Below are 23,780 nucleotides of genomic sequence, written 5' to 3'. Positions count from 1 at the left end.
CCAATATGAGCTTCAACCAACTTAGGTAAAAGGAGAAGAGGCAAATGGTAATTTTCGCTCCCAATATTGCGAGTATGATTAGTCATACTCACAATCCTGCTATTGTCATCAGTGCAAACACTCAAAATCAATCGAGTTTGAATTTGACTGAAAGTATTAAACAGCAGGGAGCAAATAGCTCGAAATTGCTGTTGCATTCAGCTTCAGCTACCACTCGCACGCTCATAGCTCAAGACACTAGTAAGTGCGGCGCTGGTCAACCAAGGGACAAAAATACATGGCCGTTTGCCTGCGATAGCATTTGGAACGTACCAATTGGCTCAAATGCAAAATACGTTGATGCCTATATCGGCTCAAAAGGTTTTGGCGTTGACACCGACTGGTTTGTCATCACCAAACAAAGCGATCCTCAAGTGCCAATCTATATGCCTGGCGCGTGGGGTCAAGGTCGTTGTACTGGAACCACACCACAACAGCAAGCACAGTGGATTCCTGAAGCAGGTCAACCATTGAACGTTCCCTATGATTTGGTTATTGGAGATGCTCAGCCAAATTATACGCCAAATAACTCTTCGCAGTTCCTGAAGCCAGATGGAAAAACCTTGGTATCCTTCAATGTGACTGCTCGATGTCAAGAGGGTGGTCCACTTTACGGGAATTGGTTTGGACAGCAGGATATCTACGGTGATGGCATTAAAGGTGGACATGGAGGCTCAAGTCTGTCCAGCATTGGTGGTAGCATTCGGGTGGGCGAGTTACTGAATGACACCCCTATCCGTCACGCGCTCAAGATTGATATTTGGGGTAAGTGGATGCACGCTCCTTCATCATCAACTCCTGGTTATCGTTGGCCAGCGCAACACGCTGATAATAATACAAGTGATTATCAAGGCTCTAATCCAGCATTGGTAATGGGTTCCTTGCTAGCAATACCCCCAGGAGTGACAGCTGATAGCTTGGGACTGACTAGCAAAGCCGGTAAAAAGATATTTCAGGCAATGCAAGACTACGGTGCTTATGTTGTTGACAATTCTGCTTGGGACTACAATGAACTCTGCGTTGAACACAATGCCGATGTAGAGTACTCAAAAAGCACTGGACGTAGTCTCACCAATGACCCTCAATTTCTAGCTGACTTCAACAAAATTATTGGTGCACTCAAGGTTGTGGACAACAACGGACCTAACAGTATTGGTGGAGGCGGTACTCCACGTCAACCTTTAGCACCACCAATTGGAAACTAAAAGGCAAATATAAGTCTTTAATAGAGATCATCTCAAACCATTTCACTAAATTCTAGATACAAATCCTTTTAAGACGCTACAACAGGGCGGCAGTCGCTACAACGCTTTTAACCGGAACTCGCTCCAGAAAGCACTCCCTCCCATTGTCCCCCTTCCCTGTTTGCCAAATGTATTCAGTCTTTAAGTCAAATGGTATCAACTTGGTTTTGGTTCAGGTTGATGAACTGGTATTTCAATGACAAATTTGGTGCCTTCTCCTAGTGTGGAATCAAACCACATCTTACCATGATGTTTTTCTGTGACTATTTTGTAGCTGATGGATAAGCCTAAACCTGTGCCTTTACCGACAGGCTTAGTGGTGAAAAAGGGATCAAAAATCCGCGATCGCACTGTTTCAGGTATCCCTGAACCATTATCTGCGATCACAATTTGTACTCGATTATCAGCTATCAATTGAGTTGAAATCCAAATTGTACTTGGTTGTGTTCGTTCTTCACCTTTTGCGTATTGCTGTGTAGATTCTTCCAGTGCATCAATGGCATTCGCCAGCAAGTTCATAAAAGCTTGATTAAGTTGTCCAGCATAGCACTCAATCAAAGGTAGTTGACAGTAATTTTTAACTACTTTAATTGCTGAAGATTCGGATTTTGCCTTGAGTCGGTGTGCCAAAATGACTAATGTATTGTCAATGCCTTCATGAATATCAACAGCTTTTAGTTCGGCTTCATCAATACGAGAGAAATTACGAAGAGATAAAACAATTCTCCGAATTCGCTCAGTACCAACTCTCATTGATTGCATAAGGTTGACGAGATCTTCATTGAGAAACTCAAGTTCCACTTCATCTAAAAATATCTGGAGTGTTTGGGGGGGATTGGGGTAATGCGCCTGATAAGCGTGAACCAATTTTAGTAGGTCTTGACTGTAACTATTAATATGAGTAATATTACCATGAATAAAATTCACAGGATTATTAATTTCGTGTGCAACACCAGCAACCAGTTGCCCTAAACTTGACATTTTTTCATTTTGAACTAGTTGAATTTGAGTGTTATGAAGCTCTGTTAAAGTTTGCTGAAGTTCTGTTAAATGTTGTTCTTTTTCAATCAGCACTTTTTTCACACTTTCGATTAAATGGTTAAATGCGATCGCTAAAAAGCTTGTTTCATCCTTAGAGAGTATGGGAGCTTGTAGGTCAAAGTTAGATTCTTGGGTAACTTGCTGTGCAATCTCTGTCAGGGATTGCAGTGGTTTGGCAATGTTGCTTGAAATTGTCAAGCCTAGGACCAATGCTAAAATAACAGAGGTTAAACTCGTGATACTAATCACAATTATTGTGGGTCTAGCTTGGGCGATCGCCTCCTGATACAGAGATGACCACTCTAGGATGACTGCTCCTTGGATTTTATTTTGTTTATCCTTCAGCGGAGTGACAACGAGTTTAATCCCTTGGGGATAGTCAACGCTCTTTTCTACAAAGGTTCTAATTTTGCCATCTCGAATCGTTTCTTGGACTTCATTGCCTTTGTCTTCCTCAAAAATGGTACCAACTTCTCTAGGAACAGCATCTGCCAAAATTAGCTTTTGCCGATTGACCACGGCAATGTCGCGCTTTTGCTGGTTATGCAGGAAGCTAGTGAAGTATTGTAAATCATTTGGATGAGAAACACCTGTCGCCAAAGCATCCTCTTGAACGTGCGAAACGAAAATCGCAACCACTTGGGCAGCGTGTTCAGCTTCTTTGGTTGCAAGATTGGCGGCAATTCTCTCGCTTTGGGAAATCCCAACTACACCAACAATGCTTGTTAAAAAGGAAACACCTACAAAGCTTCCAACCAGTTTGTGAGAAATTTTCATAGCGATAGGTCAGTTATAGCCAAGTCAACATAGGTTTAGTATTCCCATCTCATTTCTCACAAAATACTTGCAAAATATCTCACAGAGAAAAAAATAAATATTCAGTATCTATGTAAGTTTAGTTTAACTTTTTATAAAGGTAGTAATAGGAAAGATCTCACTCTTAGTAGATAGTAGATATAATAGGATTTCTATACTTAAGTAAGTCAGCAACGCCACAAATTCAAGGTGCGTTAGGCGAAGCCGTAACGCACCCTACGCTCGCTACCATATTTTCGGATGGATTCAACTGCATTTAATACTCTCTTAAAGAGTCTGATTTAATCAGATTCATGCAGAGAATAGTGCCCAAATTTGTTGCAATCTGGCTCCACGTCAAGCCAGCATCATTGGAGAGAAAAATTTGACCATCAGATGTTCCAAAGGCCGCTATGTTTTCGAGGGTTGAGAGGGTTCCTGTGTTAATATTATCTGAGAACCACTCTGGTAAGCCTTCTTCACACTTGGAGAAAGTTCCTGACTCATCAAGTGCACGGCGATAGATAGCAGCTTTACCACCGTGAGGACCCATAGAAGTGGTCATCAAGATTGTGTTTCCACAAATTGCTATAGCTCGTGAGTAGTCGGCGTGTAAGTTCGTGCTGTCGAAGCTCCAAGAGTTTCCTCTATCGCGACTAATTGCCAGCCCTTGAGCTGTAGCTGCCACAACGATCTCTGGATGCTCTGGAATGGTTCTTACTTCGTGTACATCTGCATGAAAGTCAATAGTTGGTTGCCATGATTTTCCCTCGTCATTGGAGCGTAAAATGCCTCCGACATGCACATTTACGTAGAGTTCACCCGACTGACTCACTGCCATTGAGCGAACGTCTGGAGGACCTCCCCAGGGAGTGTACCATTCAGAGCGTCCTTCAACTGTCTCAAAGCAATTGATCCGATTTACGCTTCCGTCTACAATAATACGCAGAAGATGAGCTTCCGATGTTCCCACCAGAACTGCACCCTTGAAGGGCAAGATACAGTTTAGTCGCAAATCATTTACTGAAGCGACTTGATGCCACTCACCTTTAGAATCCCGATGCCATACTGAATTTCGATCAGCGATCGCCCACAGTCCATCAGTGCTCGATGCAAGAGCGTTGATCGAATGACCTTTAAGTTCTACATGCTGTTTGGAGTCAATAAACAGCAAGCCGTCGGATGTTCCTGCTAGTATTAGACGCTGAGGCATTGTCTGATCAGCACTGGCAAAACCTATCTCCGCTTGCTTCTGCTCTATCGGCTTTACAATTTGCTGCGAAGTATTGTTCATCGCTTGAACCCTCCTTCATGACTGGTGCTGCAACTATAGTTAACATTTTCTCCCACAGCACTCTCTTTAAACCAAGCGTAATGAATATTAACAGCTAATGCACTCCATCATCCGGAAGAAATGGTTCTGTTGCTAAAAATTTCAACAGAACCATTATTTTTTAAGGAAAAATCCTACAATCAAACCTGAAAACATTTCTTCCCCAATCCCCAGTCCCCAGTCCCCAATCCCCAATCCCCAATCCCCTATTGTAAATGTCGCCAACATTCTTGAGCGATCGCCCAATCTTCTTGAGTATGAATTACTAAGACTCGTACTTTTGAGTCAGGGGTAGCAATATCTATGTCAATAGGTTTGTGCTGATTTTTTTCTGGATCTATATGTAGTCCTAAAAATCCAAATGCTTCACAAGTTGCAGCACGAATATCGGGAGCGTTCTCTCCTACCCCAGCGGTGAATACTAAAACATCTAAACCTTGAAGAATTGCTAGCATGGCACCAATATAGTATCGTAGGCGATGTATATAGATATCCCAAGCGAGCTGAGCGCGGGGGTTACCTTGGGCGATCGCTTTTTGAATCTGCCGCATATCACCAGAAACCCCAGAGATTCCAAGTAAACCCGAGGCACGGTTCAGAAGATTATCCAGGTTTTGGGCAGAATCATCCGATTGCTGTAAAAGGTAGATCAAGATACCTGGATCAACAGATCCAGAACGAGTACCCATCATCAGTCCATCAAGTGGTGTGAAACCCATTGTTGTTTCAATACTGCGACCATTTTTTATTGCTGCTAAAGAGCAACCATTACCCAAATGACAGGTGATGAGACGTAAGGATTCTAAATCTTTATTGAGCAAATGGGCAGCACGTTGCGCGCAGTATTGGTGACTAATGCCATGAAAGCCGTAGCGGCGGATACCTTTTTCTACCCAATCGTATGGACCAGGATAAATTGCTGCTGCATCAGGTAGACTAGAATGAAATGCAGTATCAAAAACGGCAACTTGTTTGACTTGTCCTAAGTAGTCGTCAATTGCTTGTATACCTTCTAAATTTACTGGATTATGTACAGGAGCGAGGTTTGCAAGACGAGCGATCGCGTCCTTAACATCTTCAGTAATCACTACACTCTCTCGGTAATCCTCTCCTCCATGTACCACTCGATGTCCCACACCATCAATTTCTGAAGGTTTACTAATCACCTGAGTAGAACCATTCCACAGCGTATCGAGCATGTGAGCTATAATTTCTCCTCGAGATTTGGCGGGTATTTCTTCTTGAAGTTTTTGCCCTGTAGAGGTTTTAACTTCAATTTCTGCCATCCCTTCATGATGAGTCCAGTCTACTTTGGCTTCCCAAAGGGGGGCGATCGCTTCTTCAACAATAGCCTCTTCTGGCATCTCATAAAGACAACTCTTTTGGCTACTTGATCCTGCATTAAGCACCAGTATTTTCATAGTTTGAGCCCATTTCTAAAGTAAACATTAAATTACCGTGGGGTGTGGGACTGAGCATTATCAAGTATCATTTTCAGCTAGTTCACCAATTTTTGCACGATAATGCATGATATAAGTATTATTTGATACATTTGTACCTCACACACCTCGAAGATACTGTAAGTTTCTTAATTTCATTGACATCTATTACAATGATCCTAATATTTGTTTTAGGTTTCAATCTTTTGGTTATAAAAATAAAAAAATTGCCCTGAAGATTTATGCCTTTAGATACATGCAAAATTTAGGTTTACAAGAGCAAGAAGAAGTAAATAATAACATTGAATGACGAAGTATTGAACTAACTTTAGGAGTGCTATCTTAAAGGAGAATTCAGAAGTCAGAATCCAGGAGTCAGGAGTTAGGAAGCATTCTGACTTCTGGCTCCTGAATTTTTTTGTTAAAGGCAAAGCATTCGCTAAAATTTTGAGGGGAAAACTATGACCGCAGCACTGGATACGCCTAATTTAATTGAATCTTCCCTAGGTAAGGAAGCGGAAGATCTCCTTACCTACAAGGCAAAAGTTTCTAAGGATTTATTACATTTACCAGGATCGGATTTTGTAGATCGAGTGTGGCTGAACAGCGATCGCAACCCCCAAGTATTACGTAATCTCCAGCAACTCTATTCTACAGGTCGTTTGGCTAATACAGGCTACCTTTCTATTTTGCCGGTAGATCAAGGTATTGAACACTCAGCAGGTGCATCATTTGCACCCAACCCTATTTACTTTGATTCAGAAAATATTGTTAAGCTGGCGATAGAAGCGGGCTGTAACGCTGTTGCTACAACTTTGGGAGTATTGGGTAGTGTTTCGCGTAAATACGCTCATAAAATCCCTTTTATTGTCAAAATCAATCATAACGAGCTGCTGACTTATCCTAATCAATATGACCAAGTTATGTTTGGCGATGTAGAACAAGCTTGGAATTTGGGTGCAGCGGCGGTTGGTGCGACAATTTATTTTGGTTCAGAAAACTCCACCCGACAAATTCAGGAAGTTAGCAAAGCTTTTAAACGTGCCCACGAACTTGGTATGGTAACTATTCTGTGGTGCTATTTACGGAACAACGCTTTTAAGCAAGATAAAGATTATCATCTTGCTGCTGACCTGACTGGACAAGCGAATCATATTGGTGTGACAATTGAAGCAGACATAATTAAACAAAAACTACCTGAGAATAATAACGGTTATGGAGCAGTTGCTAAAGCGACTGGGGAGAGTTACGGTAAAACCAATGAGCGGATTTACACAGATTTAACCAGCGATCATCCAATTGATTTGACTCGTTACCAGGTACTTAATTGCTACTGCGGACGGGCTGGGTTGATTAATTCTGGTGGTGCGTCTGGTAAAAACGACTTTGCGGAAGCTGTTCGCACTGCTGTAATTAACAAACGTGCTGGAGGAACAGGATTAATTTCTGGACGTAAGACATTCCAGCGTCCTTTTGAGGAAGGGGTGAAGCTGTTCCACGCTATACAAGATGTGTATTTATCAAAAGATGTTACCATAGCTTAACGCGATCGCCAGTAACGCACCAAAAGATCAAAATGGTGCGTTACTGGCTTTGTATTAGGTTTCTACAGGTGTTGGATTTCCAGACGCTAAAAGCAATAGAACTGCATTAGGCAATGCTGGTAATATCAGTATTAGTGGCAAGTCTCTGACTGTCACTGATGGAGCAGAAATTTCATCTCGAAGTTTTAGCGGTGGAAGATCTGGTAATATTCGTTTACAAGCTACTGATACAGTCAAAATTTCAGGCAAAGCACTAGTATTACCGCGACGGAAAGGGATTGATCGTGCCACTTCCTACGAAAATAGTACTGTGGCGGCAACTAGTGAAGCTCTAGCCCGAGGTATTTCTGGTGATATTAGTATTGAAGTCTTGTACAAAAATAAGAGACTTTATCCGTAAAGTGACAGAGGTCTAGTGAAGTAACACAAACAAGGACAACCTTAAACGATCAAACTTTAAACAGAAAAATAAAACTCATGAATTCTAGAGAAACTTTGGCTCATGAAACCATCAAGTTAGCCATAGCAAGCGCTAGTGCATTGTTACTCTTAGCTCCCTCATTTTTGATATCTCCATCGTCTCAAGCTTCTAGCCCAGTTCAAAACGAGCAACCAGCTTCGTTAAATAGTAATTGTCCAGGTCTTTTAGCAAGAGGATTTGGCACAGCGCATAGTGTAACTATTTGTAGTGGAGATAATAACACTTACTACATGGTTATTAGTGACAAGAATGGTGGTCAGGAAAGAGCTTTCGCTGCGTCTCCTGTAGACGGTAACTTGAATGTATTTGTTGCCAAGAACGGCAAATTTACTTACACCGCAGATTTCTCTCAACGGAAATTAATCACTGTTGAACGCAGAACGGTTTCTCCTTCGAGAGTTCGTTTTGTTAAAAATGTCACAACTACTGAAGTTTTCAGTTCTGTACTTATGAGTTAAGCTGGTTGAACACTAATTCAAAAAGTATTTTTCTATTAATTTTTACACACAACACAAACACACGATCAATCACACTAAGGTCATTCTATGTTAAAAGCAATTCCCCTTCTAGTCGCTACTGTGATTATTCCTTTTGCTAGCTATATCGACAGTCCAACAATTGCTAAGACTCCCACAAGTTATCATATTTCTCAAAATACTACTCAATCAACTCGAATTCGTTACGATCGCATTGGAGTCGGTGGTGTGACACTCTCTATGTCTGAGAAGCAGGTTAGAAAAATTTTAGGTAAACCTGTAAAAGTTGCAGATGGTTTCGTTGGGATTATTGGCAAAACTCGCACTCTCACATATTCAGGAATTACAGTTGATTTAGCTGAGGGTTCTAAACCTGGTAACTTTAGTGTATATGAAATCAAAGCTACCGCTTCTAAATATGCAACTCCTGACGGAATTAAAATCGGTGATAAGCAAGATAAATTGATTAGAACATACGGTAGAATCGAAAGCTCCAAAGAGGGTAATCTAACTCAATTCAACTATAGTATTGATAAACCTAGTCCAACAAGTTTCATTTTTACTGTTAAAAACGGTAAGGTGATACAAATTCACTGCATGGATGTTTTCGCATAAGCTGTTACGCATTTAATTTGTATATTATGGGACGCGAGTAGCTATTTTGAAAGCATTACTATTATTAACTTTACCATTGTTTAGGGAAATTAAAGTTTCAGGAGCATTGCGATTATATTGAAGTGATGTTTAGAATTTGTTAGTGGCTTCGTTAAAATTTTTAGAAGCAAATGCTTTCACTCCTTCTTCCTTATTAGGATTTGTGTTTAACTTTACTAAAATTTTGCCCCTAAACTAATCTTGTTTTATAACACTATGTCGTTTGCATGATGTTACATGCTCACCCTTGAAATTAACTACAACTGGACATGACTTTACTTGTTCAAAGATGAACTCTTCCGGGCTAGAATGGTTTTTATCTGGGTTCATACAATAAAGCTGCTGGAATTATTGTGCAACATATATTTTGGCAGTTTTTGATCCCTATTTTCTAAACTCTTGTGAGAAATCCGGGATAAGCGGGGAGTGTAATATGGGACTGGTTGTCGGGGGACGTTACGAAATAATTCGTCGATTAGCAAAAGGAGGTTTTGGGGAAACTTACTTAGCCAGAGATATACATCGTCAAGAGCAAACTTGTGTTGTTAAAAAACTTGCAATTGGGACTGACGATCCGTCTATCTTGCACATAGCGCAACGTTTATTCACTGAAGAAGCACAATCCCTTCTTGAGCTAGGGGAACACCCTCAAATTCCTCAATTATTAGCTTACTTTGAAGAAAATCAAGAATTTTATATTGTTCAGGAATTCATCCATGGTGACGATCTGAGCCACGAAATAAGACCAGGTAAGCAATTGAGTGAGGCAGTTGTTACTGAACTTTTACAAGATATTTTAGAAATTTTAGTGTTTGTCCATCACCATAATAGGATCCACAGAGATATAAAGCCCTCAAATATCATTAGACGCAGACAAGATAACAAAATTGTCTTGATTGACTTTGGCTCCATTAAAAAAGTTAGCACCGAAATATATTCTTATTCAGCTCAGCCTTTAACGGTGCTAGTTGGAACACCAGGCTATATGCCAGACGAACAAGAGAAAGGAAGACCAAGATTTAACAGTGATATCTATGCGGTGGGAATGCTTGGAATTCAAGCGGCAACAGGTATAAAACCTGATTGTCTTTCAAAAGACAAAGACTCTGGGGAAATTATTTGGTCTAATAGAACAGAATTTAGTGATAGACTAGTGCGTATCTTAAATAAAATGGTGCGTTCTAACCCCAAGGAGCGTTATAAATCAGCAGAAGAAGTTTTGGAAGAACTTTCCGCGCTAAAATTACAACTACAACCTTCGCCCATCACCCCAACCCTGCCTCCTCCACGGCAACCTTCGCCCATCACCCCAACCCTTGCTCCTAATCCAACTTGGGTTAGCCGCATAAGGCCTAGAATTCCAAAGTCTCGGAGGTCTTTACATGTATTTGTTGGAATAGTGAGCATTGTAGCTCTCATCGCTTTAGCAACCCGAATATTTGTATCGTCGCCAACCTGTCCTTTAAAATTTGATGACCATTTAAGTTGTGGAGAAGAAAGCTTATTTCCTCAAGATTCTGCTGTACAAGAAAAACAATTCGGTGTTAATGCCCTAGCTAAGAAGGATTATAAAAATGCTGTTTATTTCTTGACAGTAGCGCACGAAAAGCGAAAAAATGATCCAGAAACCCTTATTTTCTTGAACAATGCTCGGTTGGGATATGAGAATGCAAATACTTACACAATTGCTGTGTCAGTTCCCATCACTAATAATCCGTTAATGGCGGAGGCAATTTTGCGAGGAATTGCACAAGCTCAAGATGAGGTAAATAAGGGAGTAAAGGTAAATGGGAGAGGTATTAGAATACTAATTGCTGATGATGCTAATAATCCTAATCAAGCCAAAAATATTGCTGAGAGTCTGGTGTCCCAGCCTGACGTTTTGGGAGTCGTTGGTGATTATGCTTCTGAAGTAACTGTAGAAGCTTTACCTGTTTACCAAAAAAATCATCTAGTATTGATTTCGCCAGGTAGTACTGCAGAAGAGATCCGAGACAAGGTCACTCCAAATGATTTCTTTTTTCGCACTATAACTAACACTAGTATGAGTGCCGAGTCTTTAGCTAAATATGTGCTGAAGCACAGTCCTAACCACCCAATAGCAGCAATTTTTTACACTCCTGAAAGTCTTTACAGCAGATCTATTGAGAAGAATTTCCGCACCATTTTTGAAAGAAAAGGAGGAAAGATTGTAAAGCTGGAAGATACAGAATTTAATTTGTCCAATCATAGCTTTATATCCCAACAAGCCATAAAAAGAGCCAAAGAAAAAGGGGCTACAGTGTTTGTCCTGTTTCCTGATGGTCAAGTCGACCCTTTCGCTTTCAAAAACACTTTAAGCTTAATAGATGCGAATCAGGGCGATTCCTTAGTCGTAGGAGGAGCGGTACTGTACGATACTCAGGTTCTACAAAAGGGAGCATCTGTTGTAGGGGGTCGCTTAGTGGTAGATGTACCTTGGCATCGTTTGACCACTAATCCAAACTTTCTCCAAAGAGCTAGAGAATTATGGGGAACACAAGAGGTCAATGCATATACAGCAATGTCGTATGATGCAGCTCTTGCTTTAATCAACGCTTTAAAAAAATTAGACCAGCCAGATCGCACTCTCATACAAAAGACATTAGTAGATCTTCGATTTATTGGAGCTTCGGGAGAAATTTCTTTTCAAAATGGCGACCGTAAGGAGTTTACAAACCAGTTGGTCAAGGTTATGCCCTCTAAGTGTTCATATTATAAATATATATTTGTGCCTGTTGAATACTCTGATGACCGAGTTAACAGCTTAAGGTGCGATAATTAATACAAAGAATTCAGAAGTTACGAGAAGCGAGTGTTCGACTAGTACAGCGCGGCGTAAATAAGCATACCATTCAAAATCTCTGAAAAGCCTACGCTGTATTCCTAACAGAATTTTGAATGAGCGAATTCCGCCTTGCGGTACTAGGTTTCCTCGGCTTAAAGCATCTGGTGTTGAGCATTTAGCAAAAATTGTGGGTGTCGTGCGGATGCGTAAAGAAGGGAATCATAGGATAAGCGCAAATGTCGCTTGCCTTTACAAGTTTTTTATAGACAAATATGGTTCAGTTAAAGCCTAAAGCCTAAAATTGCGTAGGTTGGGTTGAGGAACGAAACCCAACATTTTTAGGATTTTGTTGGGTTTCACTTCGTACCCCTACGGGGAAGCAAGCTACAAACCAACCTACCACTAACTACCACTAACCTTAACTGAACCCTATTGGCTTAAATTGGATTTAGATTTTGGTAGTAATAACATCAAGCCAGATTTAGATGCTTTTTTATCCTCATAGTAGCCAAGAATTTCTTGATTTAGCTGCTCAGGCAATCTTTGAATACCCGGATAAAATTGAACAACAGAAAAATAGTGAGACTTAATAAGTCTAGATAAGTTATCTTCAGAAATTACACCCTTTCTAATTTTTTGTCCAGTCATAAAGAAATCTACTTCAAACGATTTTCCAGCCCAGTAACAAAGCGCAAGCTCTTCACACATAGCGCGACCAGGCTGTGCTTTAATAAAGGCAATATCCTGAGCAACTAATGCCTCTTGATTCTTCAAATTGCTGGGCAAATCTCGGACATCCTTGAGAGTTTGTGGAATGACTAGTAGAACTGGAAGCAACAGAATTAACATACTCATTGTTTTTACAGATGAGCGTGTTAGTGTTTGTTGATCAACTAGTGCTGATACTTCATCGACTGCAAGACCACTTATTATTGTAAGGCCAATGATCAGATCAAATATCGCATTGGAATCTACACCCTCACCTCCCATAATAAAAATACCCCAAACACCAGAAAATAGAACATAAAGGACAATTAAGTTAGTGTAATGATTTCGGTGGGGGATTGTGATAAAGGTGATACATGCTGCGACCAAAATAAGTGAAGGAGTAAGCCAATTAGTGAGTTTACCAGGAATAATATCAAGGTTATATTCACGTGCAGATGCAAAAATAGCAATAAAAAAGTTTGAACCGTAAATTAAATAGAACACGAGAAAACAGCTAACTAAAACTATTGTCGAGCTAGCAATCCAAATATAGAAACTCCGACGTTTATATACGAATAGCCAAATGGTTATAGCAAGAGGTAAGGTAATTAAATTATGCTTAGTTAGTCCACCAGCAACTGTCAACAACATAGTTATTAATAATGGCAATTTTTCCTGTCCTAAAAACAGGAATACAACAAGTCCAGTTAACATAAGGGCATGACCTAGTAGTTGAGGGTCATTCATGCCCACATATCCAGGATGGTAAGCTGCCATATAAGCAACAAACAGTAGACCAGAAAAGAGAGAAGTGATTATTGCTCTGCTGAACCAATTGACAACTAAAGCGATGTTAAGACCAACGATGAGTAGACTAGCCGATGAAATAATACGCCCTGCAATGATATCATCACCTAGGAGAAGACCTAAGCTACCTACAATATAAAATGATAGAGGCGGATAATTATTCGATATCAGTGCATTTGGTTCTGGATAAAGACTTCTGTTAAAAGCACGCGTGGCATGAAAAGCATTCCAGCCCTCGTTATAATCTGCTGGAATCAGTACAGGAATTTTAAGAAAAGATTTTGTTAGCAATAAGATAGTTGCCGTTGTAATTAGGACGAGAATAGTAGGAATACCATACTTGATATACAATGTTTTCAATAAATTTTTCATTTTAGTGTATTGGAGCCTATCAGCTTGAGTTAAAGGTAATTAACATTTTATTAAAACTTAGCAACGAGCAGAACGGGGGAGCATGAATTTTTGGTTTTCAGGAGTAAATCTACCACGAACCATTAGGTGAGAGTCTCCATCTAACATATCTGGTAATGCTTCCGCATTTATGTTTAGACTTTGTGGGTTAAAGTAGATACAACAGGATTTTATATCGTGAGGTATTCTTTGTATAAGCTCTTGAAGGGGGAATATTTTCGGTGCAACTAAGTCATACAATTTAAGTTCGTTATTTTCGATAGACATACAAGCAATAGTGTCCAAATCCGGAAAGTAATACATAGATCTTGTCGCTTCGTTAACTAGAAACAAAGCCTTTGCGTTGACTACGCCAATAATGTTTGATACAGGTTCTCGCGTTTCTAACAGTCGGTGTAAAAGCTTGACGTCATCAATATTATTAATATCAAGCAAACGTATTCCATTTACGCTACTAGGAGAGTTGACGGTAGCTATAAAAATGTGTTCTTGGACAAAGCGAAACCCAAACGGATGGTAAAATTCTGGGTTAGAAGTAGTCAACACTAAAGTCTGGTAGCGCTTATCGCAATAATCTAATACTTCATTCATAATTTCGCGATAGTAACCACGCCTACGAAAATCAGGATGAGTACATACTGCGTGAACTCCGCCAACTACTACATCTTCCCCCATGAGTCGCATTGGAATTTCCAGTACTCCAACATGGCTTATTAAACTACCGTCTTCATGGAAGCGTGCGAATGGTGTTGATGCGTCTTCCCACGCGACGCCTAGTTTTCTAGCTTGTTCTGCAAGATCTCTAATTCCTGCTCCAGGAAATACAATTTCTAGTAGGTTGAATAATTTTGGACTAAGGGTAGAGTCTTGTGAGAATGAGCGTTGATAACGATTCTGCATATGTTTGGAAGAACTCAATTTTTGATTGTGTTTCTTTCGTGCGCGGAACCTTACAATTGAAACCCCATCTCTTGCAAACCCTCACGTAGGCGCTTTGCTTCTTTGGGGTTATCTTGTTGGTGAAGAGCGATCGCAGTCCGAAACGCAGCTAAACTATATTGGACATTACCGAGTTTCAGTAACACGACACCTAAATTTTGATAAGCTTCAGCATAGTTAGGGTTAAACTGGATCGCTGTTTGGTATGCTGTAACCGCATCGGTGTACAAATGCATTGCTTTGAGCGTCATACCCAGGTTGCAATAACCAGTTGCGAAAGATGGATCAATCTTCAGCGCCGTTTCGTAAGCAGCTTTTGCACCTTTTAAATCTCCAGTATCTTTAAGCAAGTTGCCTAGATTGTTGTATGCTCCTAGCTTTACGAGAGGATAAATAGGCAATTTAATTCCAGCCTGATAGTGCGCGATCGCTTGTTTGGGATTATTCAAACGACTGTACGCAATACCCAAATGATAGTAAAGTTCGTACAAAATCTCATGGTTTTCTTCAGAATTTGCAATTCCTCGAATTAATAGCTCAATTCCTTCTGAGATTTTTCCGATGTTTACATACAATGCTCCTAATTTACTGCAAACATAAGAATCATTGGGGTGAGCAGCAAGAAACTCTTCCATTGCTGCTTGAGCTTTGAACAATTTCTTTTTTTGGGCGATCGCATTTTTTTGATATCCTACATGCAGAATTGCTACGTCTTGTAAATAACCTATCTCCCAGTGTGGCTCTTGACTTATAATTTTGGACACGCTGTCATCTACTAACGCGTGGTAAGGACGAGAAAAGCTTATATCTGGGTGATTGCGAAATAAGCGAGAAACAAGAGAGTAAGGTGATTGTTGTGCGCCCACTTCGTGACGGACAAGGTTGATAACTAAATATTCTTCCCGATAAATTGCGTCTTGTAAATCTGGCACGATTTTTGAGGAGAGAGTTTCATCCGCATCCAAAACCAAAACCCAGTCACCTGTAACATATTTTAAAGCTTCATTGCGGGCTGCACTAAAGTCATCACACCATTGAAAGTGATGGACTTTCGCGCCGAACTGTTTGGCGATCACAGGAGTGCGATCGCTCGAACCAGTATCTAGCACTACTATTTCATCAACAACATTTTGCACACTGCTAAGGCATTGTGGTAGTGCCACTGCTTCATTTTTAACTATCATGCATAAGCTAAGTTTCATCGGTTACTTTTTGTAAAAATTATTTATATTGTATTCAAACGAAATTATATAATTTTTAATTAATCTCCAACTCCCATCCCCTAAGCCCTTTTTCCTGCAATAAGCTGAGTTCATTTGCTTGTTGTTGGATAATACTGGTCTGCATTTTATTCAAAGTAGCATCTAAGAGCAACACCCAATCACCTTCCTCGGTAGAGAAGATATGTACATCTGCACACCTGCCGAGTTCAGTTTGCAAGCAAGGGAGAAACAGGGGAAAATCATCTAAAGGTAATAAACCTTCTAAGAAGCAAATTTGGTTGAGAGCATTTTCTCCTTTACGTAAGTTTGTAACCCCATATTCAGCAAGCTTGCCACCCCAAGTCAATAAACAGCCATCTTTGTTTACTAAAAAATAAGCAAGAGAACGGTTTTCTATAATCAAAGTCAGAACATATTCTATAACGGGAGTGGGGAAATCAACCATCTATCTCTCCAAGATATTTTCAGCAAGACTTTGAAAAACTTCTTCTACACCCATTCCAGTTTTAGCACTAGTTCGTACCACCTTCCAACCCTTATGCACGAGTTCTTCAATTTCGCTAGACTGAATTTCCCAATCATTAGTTAAATCCCATTTATTAAGTACTAAAATAAAGGGTGCTAGCTTAACTACTTCTTCCACTTGTTTTTGCAAATCCAAAGCTTTTTTTAAAGTATTATGCCGTGTTCCATCGACTACTAATAAATACCCTGATGCCCCTCTCAAATAAGACATTCGTATTTTTTGAAACTCATCTTCACCGTAAATATCCCAAACGATAAGATTTAACTGTTTGCCAGTAACATTGACTGTTTTTTTATCAATCTTCACCCCTACGGTTGTCAAATACTTTTCTGAGAAAATTCCATGTACAAATCGCGCGACTAAACTAGTTTTACCCGTAGCAAATGCACCGACTATACAAATTTTTTTTTGAATCATAGTAATCCTTTACTTTATTTAACATATTTAGTTCGTAATTGCACGCCAGGTGCTACTCTACGGTAAGCTTCCCTTCCACTGTACTAGCTCACTTTAGTGCGCTAAAGCGCAACTACGAACCTTTTAATTCCTTAATAAATAAGTTATAAAATTTTAATCACTCAAACAGAATTAATTATATTTAACGACTTACGAGAAATTTCATTGTATTTACCGAGTCTTACCTTCATCTAATAAGACTTCAAAAGAGACTCGACGTAGGGATTCTTTAGTTTGTACATTTCCTCCGTTCAAGGGCACGGTTGAACCTACACCCAATGCTCGGAAATTTTTGGTATTGATCCCAGCCGACGAAAGATAAGATAATATTTTATTAGCTCTGGCTTGGCTGAGAAGTATATTGGTTTGTTCTGTTCCTGTGGTATCTGTGTGTCCTACTATTTGAATACGCACATCTTTATCTATATTTTTTGCAAGATCTAAAAGTTTTTGTACTGTTATTACTAGGTTTTGAAGTTTACTCTCTTGATTAGGTAAAAATTCTGTTGTTCCTTGTACAAAAAATGGCATCTGTTTTTCAATCTGCTTTTTGTATTCCTCAAGCTTACTAAGTTCTAAATCAACGAGATTTTTCTCTTGAAGCTGACTAACACCAGGAATAAAGCGCCATAATTTACGTAGTTCCAGAATCCACTCGCGCTTTGCAGAACCACTGACATAAAGAATACCCCTTTCATCGACTTTTAGTGATACAGTTTGTGGAGGTTGGAGTAAGTCTTTAGCTCTTTTGAGTACAAACGGTGGTTCTAAAGATAGGTAAGGCTTCCATTCGGTGATAACAGTTTTAGGATTAAGATCCGCTTGTGTCATCAACATATTTGGATCTACACCAGAAGAATCGCGCATTCCAGAAATAAAATATTTACCGTGTTGCCTACCCGCTTGGAGTACTACAATTCCTGGTTGGGAGTTAAGTTTATTAACAAAACCTTTCCAACGTATTTCATTTTTTATAGCAAAAAATCCCCAAATTCCAACAGCAAAGGTTATTATACCTAGGAAAGTCCATGCGTAAATATAATTTTTCTTTTTTGGCAATTTATATTGAGATTCTAGACAAACTTCGAGGTAAGGTTTACTAGCTGTAAATTGCTCTGTTTCGCCTGTAAAAGAATTAAGCTCTTGATCCAGCTTTAAGTGGATTTTTTCTAAGACTTGTTGAAAAATCAACCTCAATTGCTGGGGGGCATTTCCTCGGATAATACATGCTAATATTGCTACTGGACCTTCTTGAATCGAAATAGTCAACTCTCCGAACTCCAAACTTTGCAGCGTATCACCTTGTTGTACTTTAAATGAGTCTTTGATAAAATCTTGGATAGCTGTTAACATAGCTGAAACCAAATCCGGATCTTGAACAGCTACCTGTGAACCTACGACATGTTGTAGTAATAGTCCAGTTTCTTTATGAATAAGAAATACCTGTTCCACCCGGTAAATTAGGGTGCGCAACAGCACAACTTCAGCAAACGATTTACCTGTTTGTCGTGCTTCGAGTCTCCATTTAAAACTTTGTGGGGATAAGCTATGTTCTAGAGTTTGATTCAAAGATTGAAGCATCTCATCAAGAGCTGTCCCAATCGCTTTGCGGCTAGCTGATCCTATAATGGGAAAAATTGCATCTGAAAGAATATTTAAGTCTTGTCTAACAGATGTATGAATTGCTTGTTCAACAGTAGGTACAATTGCTTCACTTAGATTTTTATCTTGCATTGTCCGCAAAATAACCGCTTCTGGGAGTAAGCGACTGATATCTTCTGCGGTTATCTGAGGATTATCTAAGCGCTCATAAATTTTGTTTAATTTGGTTGGATCAACACCAAAAAGCAACCTGCGAAGCTCATTAAGTTCGTCATCGTCAGCTTGTTTATAACCATTCTTAGTCAATTTTTCTATTTCTTTTTGGGAATGTTCTTTCATCATGGGGCATTGGATATGGAGCATGGGGCATAGGGCATGGGGCATTGGGCATTGGGCATTGGGTAATGGCTAGGGAGCAGGGGGCAGAGGTGCGGAGGAGAAGAAGAAATATATTAGTCAGTCTTTACTGACAAAGAGTCAATAGTGTTCGGAAAAACCTTTTTTGCTCCCCTGCCCCTCCGCGCCATGCCCCATGCCCCATGCCCCATGCCCAATTCACAATTCATCCCCCGAGTGAGAATTGAGTCTTATGGCTAGTTCTGTAAACAGATTTGCAAGTGTAGAACGGTCTGTCTTATTTTTCTGGAGTTCTTGAGATTCTTGTTGCAGGAGAGCTAAAATTTCCTCGTATTTTTGCCGAATATCATCTTGAAAGCTTTTGGATTGGTTAAGAATTTGTTCTCGAATCTCTCTGTGAACGTTAGCAGTTTGTTCATCAAATAAAGCAATCTTTTTTTCTAATGATATAGCTATATTTTTCTGTTCTTCAACTAGTGACTGGATTGATTGTTCTCGTTCTGCTTGCTCGTTTTTGTGCCGTTCTGTTAAAGACTCAACTTCTTTTTTTATATATATTTCTAGTGAATCTAGCCGTTGTTTTGTCTCATCCCGTAAATATGTACATTCTTTAAGCAAACGTTCTTCTAAGCGGGTCAATTTTTTTTCAATATCCCGCATCTGATTGCCGAACAATAGATCTCTAACTTTAGCTAAGCTGTTACTTTCACCCAGTTCGGTGCTACTAAATTGCGGTGTATTTATCTTTCGAGTTCCTGCAACTTGCGCTGGTTCTATAGAGTGATTATTGTGTTCTGTTTCTGGTTCGTTCATATCTTTAAATCTTTTTGAGACTGCAATTCTTTTGGCTCTTTGTTCTTGTATCACATTTTAGTGATCAAAATTTACAGTACAGAACGGTAGGCAAGTCTATTGATGCCCTGATCATATAATGAGTACGCTTAAATCACCAACCTATTGCTAGTTTGGGAATTAAAAATCAAAAAATCAAAAATATTACAACTCACGGTTCAACTATTATAGTACGAACAGTTTGAGAACTTCGTAAATTTATTGCTTACATTTACCTGAACTTTCAGTATAATTACAAAAGGACTAAAATTAACCACAAAAATAGGCAGCAACAAAAGTTAAGTATATAATTGTTTCCAATTTAACAAAATAACTGTCCACTAAACTATGGAGAAACATCAAATACAGAGGTTATTGATAGCATGTGACAGTGAATTACTGGTTGGTGTTATCACTGGAACTAAAAGCATAGAAGAAATAAGCGAGACAGAACTCTCTCACAACCTCGGAGTATTACAAGATGTAGTGACAGCCCAAACATCTAAATTACAACTTTTAAGCCAAGAACTTCAAAAAGAGATTAATAAAACTAAACTGCTTGAAGAGAGGTTACGCACCTCTGAAGCACAAATGCGAGCTACCTTTGAGGCGATGACAGATATAGTACTTATCATTCACACGCAAGGTAGTGAGATTGAAAATATTGAAATTTTACCAACTAATCCAAGCTGTGTAGATCAATATAGATCTGACTTGATTGATCAAACTGTAGAACAATTTCTTGGAGAAGAGACAAACCAAGCTTGGTTGCAGCAAGTTAAACAAGCTTTAGATGCACAAAAACTAGCTAGTTATGATTATAGTTTATGTTACAACGAACATAAAGTTTGGTTTAGTGCTAGTATATCCCCTATTTCTGAAAACGCAGTCCTTTGGGTGGCACGAGACATAACTCAACGTAAACAAGCAGAGATAGCTTTGCGTGAGAGTGAAGAACGTTTTCGGGCTATTTACGAAGAAGCCGCAGTAGGTATTTATCAAGCGACACTATATGGAGATTTTCTCCGAGTAAACCCAGAATTCAGTCGTCTCTTAGAGTATAAAGAATTATTGTTATTACAGCGAAAATGGCAGGATATCACGTTTTTAGACGATCTAGAACCTGAGCTAGCGTATATACGCCAGATGTTCGTTGGTCAGATTTCCCATTACTCGATTGAAAAGCGCTTCATTAGCAAATATGGTAAATTAAGATGGGCAAGAGTAAGTGTATCCTTAGTCCGTGATGACGGCGAGGTTCCTCAGTATCTAATTGGCGTTGTTGAGGATATATCAGCGCGCAAAATGGCTGAAATAGCACTGCGAGAGAGTGAAGAAATTTTCTGCGCTATTTTTGAACAAGCCGCAGTGGGCATTTATCAGGCGACATTAACTGGTGAGCTTTTCCTTGTAAACCCAAGGTTATGTGAAATTTTAGGTTATTCTGAGTCTGAGTTGCTGCACTTAACTTTAGAAGAAATCACCGATTCACAAGATTTAGAGTCTGATAGGCGGTACATGCAGCATCTCTTAGATGGGGAAATTCCTAGCTACATCACAGAAAAGCGCCTTATTTGTCAACAAGGGCGATCGCGCTGGATCAAAACGAGTATTTCGCTAGTTAGAAATGAGCACCGAAAACCAAAGTATTTTATTGGTATAGTGGAAGACGTATCGGAACGTAAAACAGTAGAACTAGCTCTTCAGCAAAGTGAAGCAAGAGAACGAGAAAAGGCACAAACGCTAGAAGTCACTCTACAAGAACTCCAGCAAACCCAAGCACAGCTTGTGCTCCATGAGAAAATGGCTAGTTTAGGGCAATTCGTCGCTGGAGTAGCACATGAAATAAACAATCCCACAAGCTTTATCTACGGTAATATCCAACCTGCAACGGAATATACTCAGAGATTGCTGCACCTGATTAAGTTATATCAACAGCACTACCCTAACGTAGTTCCAGAAATTGCTCAATATTCAGAAACTATAAAATTAAATTTTATTACAGAAGATTTCCCGAAACTATTGGCGTCAATGACAGAGGGGGCAAACCGCATTAGCCAAATTGTGCAGTCTTTACAGAACTTCTCCCGGTTAGATCAAGAAAACCGCCAGCAGGTAGACATTCATCAAGGTATTGAAAATACTCTGTTAATTTTACAGTACCGCCTGAAACAACCTAATCATCCTGAGATCCAATTGATTAAAGAGTACGGTCAGATCCCACTCATAAATTGTTATCCTGGGTTACTGAATCAGGTATTTATGAATATACTGTGTAATGCGATTGATGCACTTGAGGAGGAGTTGCAGACTCGAAGTACTGAATCCCTAAGTCCTACAATTCGCATTTCCACTAGGGTGTTAGATTCTGCGATCGCCATTTTTATCGCTGATAACGGTTCTGGAATCAAACCTGAAATTCAGCCGAAAATATTTGACCCCTTCTTTACTACAAAACCACCAGGAAATGGAACAGGTTTAGGGTTGTCTATTAGCTATAAAATTGTAGTGGAATGGCACAATTGGGAGATTGACTTTCATTCAAGGGTCAATGTAGGTACAGAGTTTGTTATTAAACTGCCAATTGCATCACCAGAAGAATGATGGGTGTTATATTTAGATGCAAAAAACTTGATAGCCCTCATCACGCCAGATGCTTTATATCGATAGATTGTAAATCTTCGGTGTTCAGCTCACGTCAAGCGTGTCTTTTGAAGGATAGAGATAGAGGATTCACACATGTAGTCTTGGCTAACGAATCCTCAAATTTTAGGAGAATTCAATTTTAAGATTTTCGCTGCATACGACGCAAAAAATTTGGGGAAATGCTCAATTCAAACGACCAAAAAGTGAAGAAAAATCTTCCTCACTAGGTTCTTTTGGGGAAATACCATTCAATTCATGCCGCAGCTTTGAAATTGCTGTGTAAATTTGTTTACGTGCGCGGTTGATTCCTCCTAGCGGCTGATGTTCTGGTAGGGAATGCCAAGGACTATAAGACAAATTTTCACAAAATTCCATTTGCTCGGGAGAATCAAAGATCTGAGGAGGAATCTTGATAGTAGCTACTTTGTGAAAGGGAGATTTCCACTCAATTGTAGAATCTTCAATTGGCATTTGTTCAGCGTCTGTTTGAAACTGAATCAAAAAATCAAAACAAACTTCGTTGCTTTTTAAATGCTTGACCATAGCTTCACGAAGATAGTTTGAAGAACTAGAGACTGTCTTCCCTGAAATATTATCAGCAGAAGGTTTTGCAGAGAACTTAATTGCACGATCGCCAAATTTATAAGCGGTCATACTCCAATATTGAATGCCTAGAGGACTAGCAATCTTTTTACTAAAGATCGACAGAGAAATGATCAACTCAGACCAACGCCATTTAAATGGATTGTAACCAGGAAAGAAATACTTTAATGGAAAACTACCCTTTCCCTCTTTGAGAACAGTAAAAAACTCAACATAGTCTTGGAGATTGCGAACCGCAAATACTGGATAATTGACCATCACAAAGTCTTGAGTTTTCTGTTCGTCAGGTAGCAGCTTTTCGCCTTCTACACCAATGAGTTTAATTGCCATGCCACGACCATCACCTTTAGAATCAGGTTGAGAGACGTTTCCTGAGGCATTGGAAAAGCGAATACAAGCAGTCAACTTCTTTCCTGGTTGTTGAAAAATCCCAATTTTCATCTCTTCCGATAAATTGGTTTCAACGATAAATTCGCCTCTTACACAACCATGATGTTTGGCATGGGCATCTCTTCGGGCAGGTTTTTCGCCTTCATGATAGTTTTTTTCAACCTGCTCTTTGGTCATCTGTTCAATTGCTTGAATGGCAAATTCTTCATTTGCAGATGGATATTCCTTACCAAGTTCTAATCTGCTCTTTTGACTTTGCATAAATTGGTTTTTGTCTATAGACGTTCAAGAACTCTTCTTCTGGATTTCTCACAAGTGAGAAATCCAGGAAGTGTGGGGGGTGTGGCAATACGGTTCGGTTAAGCAGGGGAAGCAGGGGAAGCAGGGGAGGCAAAATTCCCCCCCTGCCACCATTTCTCCCCCTGCTCC

18 protein-coding genes are annotated in these 23,780 nt (G+C 39.7%); 6 read left to right on the top strand and 12 right to left on the bottom strand.

What is annotated here, in order from left to right:
• The first annotated feature begins 44 nt into the window (after nt 1-44).
• A complete protein-coding gene (locus G4P69_RS16180) occupies nt 45-1,244 on the top strand; it encodes a hypothetical protein (RefSeq protein WP_208338401.1) in 1,200 nt (399 codons plus the stop codon).
• Nucleotides 1,245-1,439: 195 nt separating this feature from the next.
• Here the strand turns inward: G4P69_RS16180 and G4P69_RS16175 are convergent, their stop codons facing one another.
• The 3 genes from G4P69_RS16175 to G4P69_RS16165 all read right to left on the bottom strand — a co-directional run bounded on the left by G4P69_RS16175 (nt 1,440) and on the right by G4P69_RS16165 (nt 5,873).
• A complete protein-coding gene (locus G4P69_RS16175; RefSeq protein WP_208338400.1) occupies nt 1,440-3,101 on the bottom strand; it encodes a sensor histidine kinase in 1,662 nt (553 codons plus the stop codon).
• A 295-nt stretch (nt 3,102-3,396) separates the two neighbouring features.
• Complete coding sequence (locus G4P69_RS16170; RefSeq protein WP_208338399.1) at nt 3,397-4,413, bottom strand: beta propeller repeat protein; 1,017 nt, start codon at nt 4,411-4,413, stop codon at nt 3,397-3,399.
• Nucleotides 4,414-4,658: 245 nt separating this feature from the next.
• Nucleotides 4,659-5,873 (bottom strand): acetate kinase, encoded by a 1,215-nt coding sequence (locus G4P69_RS16165; protein WP_208338398.1) that lies wholly within the window; start codon nt 5,871-5,873, stop codon nt 4,659-4,661.
• Nucleotides 5,874-6,352: 479 nt separating this feature from the next.
• Here G4P69_RS16165 and G4P69_RS16160 point away from each other — a divergent pair, with 479 nt between their 5' ends.
• Nucleotides 6,353-7,435: a class I fructose-bisphosphate aldolase gene (locus G4P69_RS16160; protein WP_208338397.1), complete on the top strand. Its 1,083-nt coding sequence runs from the start codon at nt 6,353-6,355 to the stop codon at nt 7,433-7,435.
• A gap of 54 nt (nt 7,436-7,489) precedes the next feature.
• On the opposite strand, the gene G4P69_RS16155 is transcribed toward G4P69_RS16160, so the two are convergent.
• Nucleotides 7,490-7,726, bottom strand: coding sequence for a hypothetical protein (locus G4P69_RS16155; protein ID WP_208338396.1), 237 nt, complete (start codon nt 7,724-7,726; stop codon nt 7,490-7,492).
• 186 nt (nt 7,727-7,912) lie between these two features.
• Between G4P69_RS16155 and G4P69_RS16150 the strand changes: the two genes are divergently transcribed.
• The 3 genes from G4P69_RS16150 to G4P69_RS16140 all read left to right on the top strand — a co-directional run bounded on the left by G4P69_RS16150 (nt 7,913) and on the right by G4P69_RS16140 (nt 11,849).
• On the top strand, nt 7,913-8,374 hold the full coding sequence (locus G4P69_RS16150) for a hypothetical protein (protein ID WP_208338395.1): 462 nt from the start codon (nt 7,913-7,915) through the stop codon (nt 8,372-8,374).
• An 87-nt stretch (nt 8,375-8,461) separates the two neighbouring features.
• Complete coding sequence (locus G4P69_RS16145) at nt 8,462-9,007, top strand: hypothetical protein (protein WP_208338394.1); 546 nt, start codon at nt 8,462-8,464, stop codon at nt 9,005-9,007.
• A 472-nt stretch (nt 9,008-9,479) separates the two neighbouring features.
• Nucleotides 9,480-11,849, top strand: a complete 2,370-nt coding sequence (locus G4P69_RS16140; RefSeq protein WP_208338393.1) for a bifunctional serine/threonine-protein kinase/ABC transporter substrate-binding protein — start codon at nt 9,480-9,482, stop codon at nt 11,847-11,849.
• A 432-nt stretch (nt 11,850-12,281) separates the two neighbouring features.
• Here G4P69_RS16140 and G4P69_RS16135 read toward each other — a convergent pair whose 3' ends face one another.
• From G4P69_RS16135 to G4P69_RS16105, 7 genes are all read right to left on the bottom strand, one after another.
• Nucleotides 12,282-13,739 carry a hypothetical protein gene (locus G4P69_RS16135; protein WP_208338392.1) on the bottom strand — a complete coding sequence of 486 codons (1,458 nt, stop codon included), beginning with the start codon at nt 13,737-13,739 and terminating at the stop codon, nt 12,282-12,284.
• Nucleotides 13,740-13,796: 57 nt separating this feature from the next.
• On the bottom strand, nt 13,797-14,678 hold the full coding sequence (locus G4P69_RS16130) for a GNAT family N-acetyltransferase (RefSeq protein WP_208338542.1): 882 nt from the start codon (nt 14,676-14,678) through the stop codon (nt 13,797-13,799).
• 50 nt (nt 14,679-14,728) lie between these two features.
• Complete coding sequence (locus tag G4P69_RS16125) at nt 14,729-15,901, bottom strand: tetratricopeptide repeat protein (RefSeq protein WP_208338540.1); 1,173 nt, start codon at nt 15,899-15,901, stop codon at nt 14,729-14,731.
• Nucleotides 15,902-15,974: 73 nt separating this feature from the next.
• Entirely contained in the window at nt 15,975-16,385 is a 411-nt protein-coding gene (locus tag G4P69_RS16120; protein ID WP_208338391.1) for a hypothetical protein, read from the bottom strand.
• Nucleotides 16,386-16,883 carry a Rab family GTPase gene (locus G4P69_RS16115; RefSeq protein ID WP_208338390.1) on the bottom strand — a complete coding sequence of 166 codons (498 nt, stop codon included), beginning with the start codon at nt 16,881-16,883 and terminating at the stop codon, nt 16,386-16,388.
• Nucleotides 16,884-17,093: 210 nt separating this feature from the next.
• A complete protein-coding gene (locus tag G4P69_RS16110) occupies nt 17,094-18,863 on the bottom strand; it encodes an OmpA family protein (RefSeq protein WP_208338537.1) in 1,770 nt (589 codons plus the stop codon).
• Nucleotides 18,864-19,079: 216 nt separating this feature from the next.
• Nucleotides 19,080-19,694 carry a hypothetical protein gene (locus G4P69_RS16105; protein WP_208338389.1) on the bottom strand — a complete coding sequence of 205 codons (615 nt, stop codon included), beginning with the start codon at nt 19,692-19,694 and terminating at the stop codon, nt 19,080-19,082.
• Nucleotides 19,695-20,060: 366 nt separating this feature from the next.
• Here G4P69_RS16105 and G4P69_RS16100 point away from each other — a divergent pair, with 366 nt between their 5' ends.
• Nucleotides 20,061-22,316 (top strand): PAS domain S-box protein, encoded by a 2,256-nt coding sequence (locus G4P69_RS16100; protein ID WP_208350577.1) that lies wholly within the window; start codon nt 20,061-20,063, stop codon nt 22,314-22,316.
• Nucleotides 22,317-22,541: 225 nt separating this feature from the next.
• Here the strand turns inward: G4P69_RS16100 and G4P69_RS16095 are convergent, their stop codons facing one another.
• A complete protein-coding gene (locus tag G4P69_RS16095; protein WP_208338387.1) occupies nt 22,542-23,612 on the bottom strand; it encodes a catalase family protein in 1,071 nt (356 codons plus the stop codon).
• Between the last annotated feature and the right edge of the window lie 168 nt (nt 23,613-23,780).

The organism is Aetokthonos hydrillicola CCALA 1050 (assembly GCF_017591665.1).
Taxonomy (GTDB): domain Bacteria; phylum Cyanobacteriota; class Cyanobacteriia; order Cyanobacteriales; family Nostocaceae; genus Aetokthonos; species Aetokthonos hydrillicola.
The sequence above is the reverse complement of the archived record's forward strand: the minus strand, read 5'-3'. Positions and strand labels throughout refer to the sequence as shown.

What these genes read in the sequence shown, in the direction of transcription:
- G4P69_RS16110 (WP_208338537.1), bottom strand. Translation starts at nt 18,863, where the DNA reads ATGAAAGAACATTCCCAAAAAGAAATAGAAAAATTGACTAAGAATGGT.
- G4P69_RS16145 (WP_208338394.1), top strand. Translation starts at nt 8,462, where the DNA reads ATGTTAAAAGCAATTCCCCTTCTAGTCGCTACTGTGATTATTCCTTTT.
- G4P69_RS16175 (WP_208338400.1), bottom strand. Translation starts at nt 3,101, where the DNA reads ATGAAAATTTCTCACAAACTGGTTGGAAGCTTTGTAGGTGTTTCCTTT.
- G4P69_RS16100 (WP_208350577.1), top strand. Translation starts at nt 20,061, where the DNA reads ATGGAGAAACATCAAATACAGAGGTTATTGATAGCATGTGACAGTGAA.
- G4P69_RS16160 (WP_208338397.1), top strand. Translation starts at nt 6,353, where the DNA reads ATGACCGCAGCACTGGATACGCCTAATTTAATTGAATCTTCCCTAGGT.
- G4P69_RS16150 (WP_208338395.1), top strand. Translation starts at nt 7,913, where the DNA reads ATGAATTCTAGAGAAACTTTGGCTCATGAAACCATCAAGTTAGCCATA.
- G4P69_RS16165 (WP_208338398.1), bottom strand. Translation starts at nt 5,873, where the DNA reads ATGAAAATACTGGTGCTTAATGCAGGATCAAGTAGCCAAAAGAGTTGT.
- G4P69_RS16135 (WP_208338392.1), bottom strand. Translation starts at nt 13,739, where the DNA reads ATGAAAAATTTATTGAAAACATTGTATATCAAGTATGGTATTCCTACT.
- G4P69_RS16180 (WP_208338401.1), top strand. Translation starts at nt 45, where the DNA reads ATGGTAATTTTCGCTCCCAATATTGCGAGTATGATTAGTCATACTCAC.
- G4P69_RS16170 (WP_208338399.1), bottom strand. Translation starts at nt 4,413, where the DNA reads ATGAACAATACTTCGCAGCAAATTGTAAAGCCGATAGAGCAGAAGCAA.
- G4P69_RS16115 (WP_208338390.1), bottom strand. Translation starts at nt 16,883, where the DNA reads ATGATTCAAAAAAAAATTTGTATAGTCGGTGCATTTGCTACGGGTAAA.
- G4P69_RS16120 (WP_208338391.1), bottom strand. Translation starts at nt 16,385, where the DNA reads ATGGTTGATTTCCCCACTCCCGTTATAGAATATGTTCTGACTTTGATT.
- G4P69_RS16130 (WP_208338542.1), bottom strand. Translation starts at nt 14,678, where the DNA reads ATGCAGAATCGTTATCAACGCTCATTCTCACAAGACTCTACCCTTAGT.
- G4P69_RS16095 (WP_208338387.1), bottom strand. Translation starts at nt 23,612, where the DNA reads ATGCAAAGTCAAAAGAGCAGATTAGAACTTGGTAAGGAATATCCATCT.
- G4P69_RS16125 (WP_208338540.1), bottom strand. Translation starts at nt 15,901, where the DNA reads ATGATAGTTAAAAATGAAGCAGTGGCACTACCACAATGCCTTAGCAGT.
- G4P69_RS16105 (WP_208338389.1), bottom strand. Translation starts at nt 19,694, where the DNA reads ATGAACGAACCAGAAACAGAACACAATAATCACTCTATAGAACCAGCG.
- G4P69_RS16140 (WP_208338393.1), top strand. Translation starts at nt 9,480, where the DNA reads ATGGGACTGGTTGTCGGGGGACGTTACGAAATAATTCGTCGATTAGCA.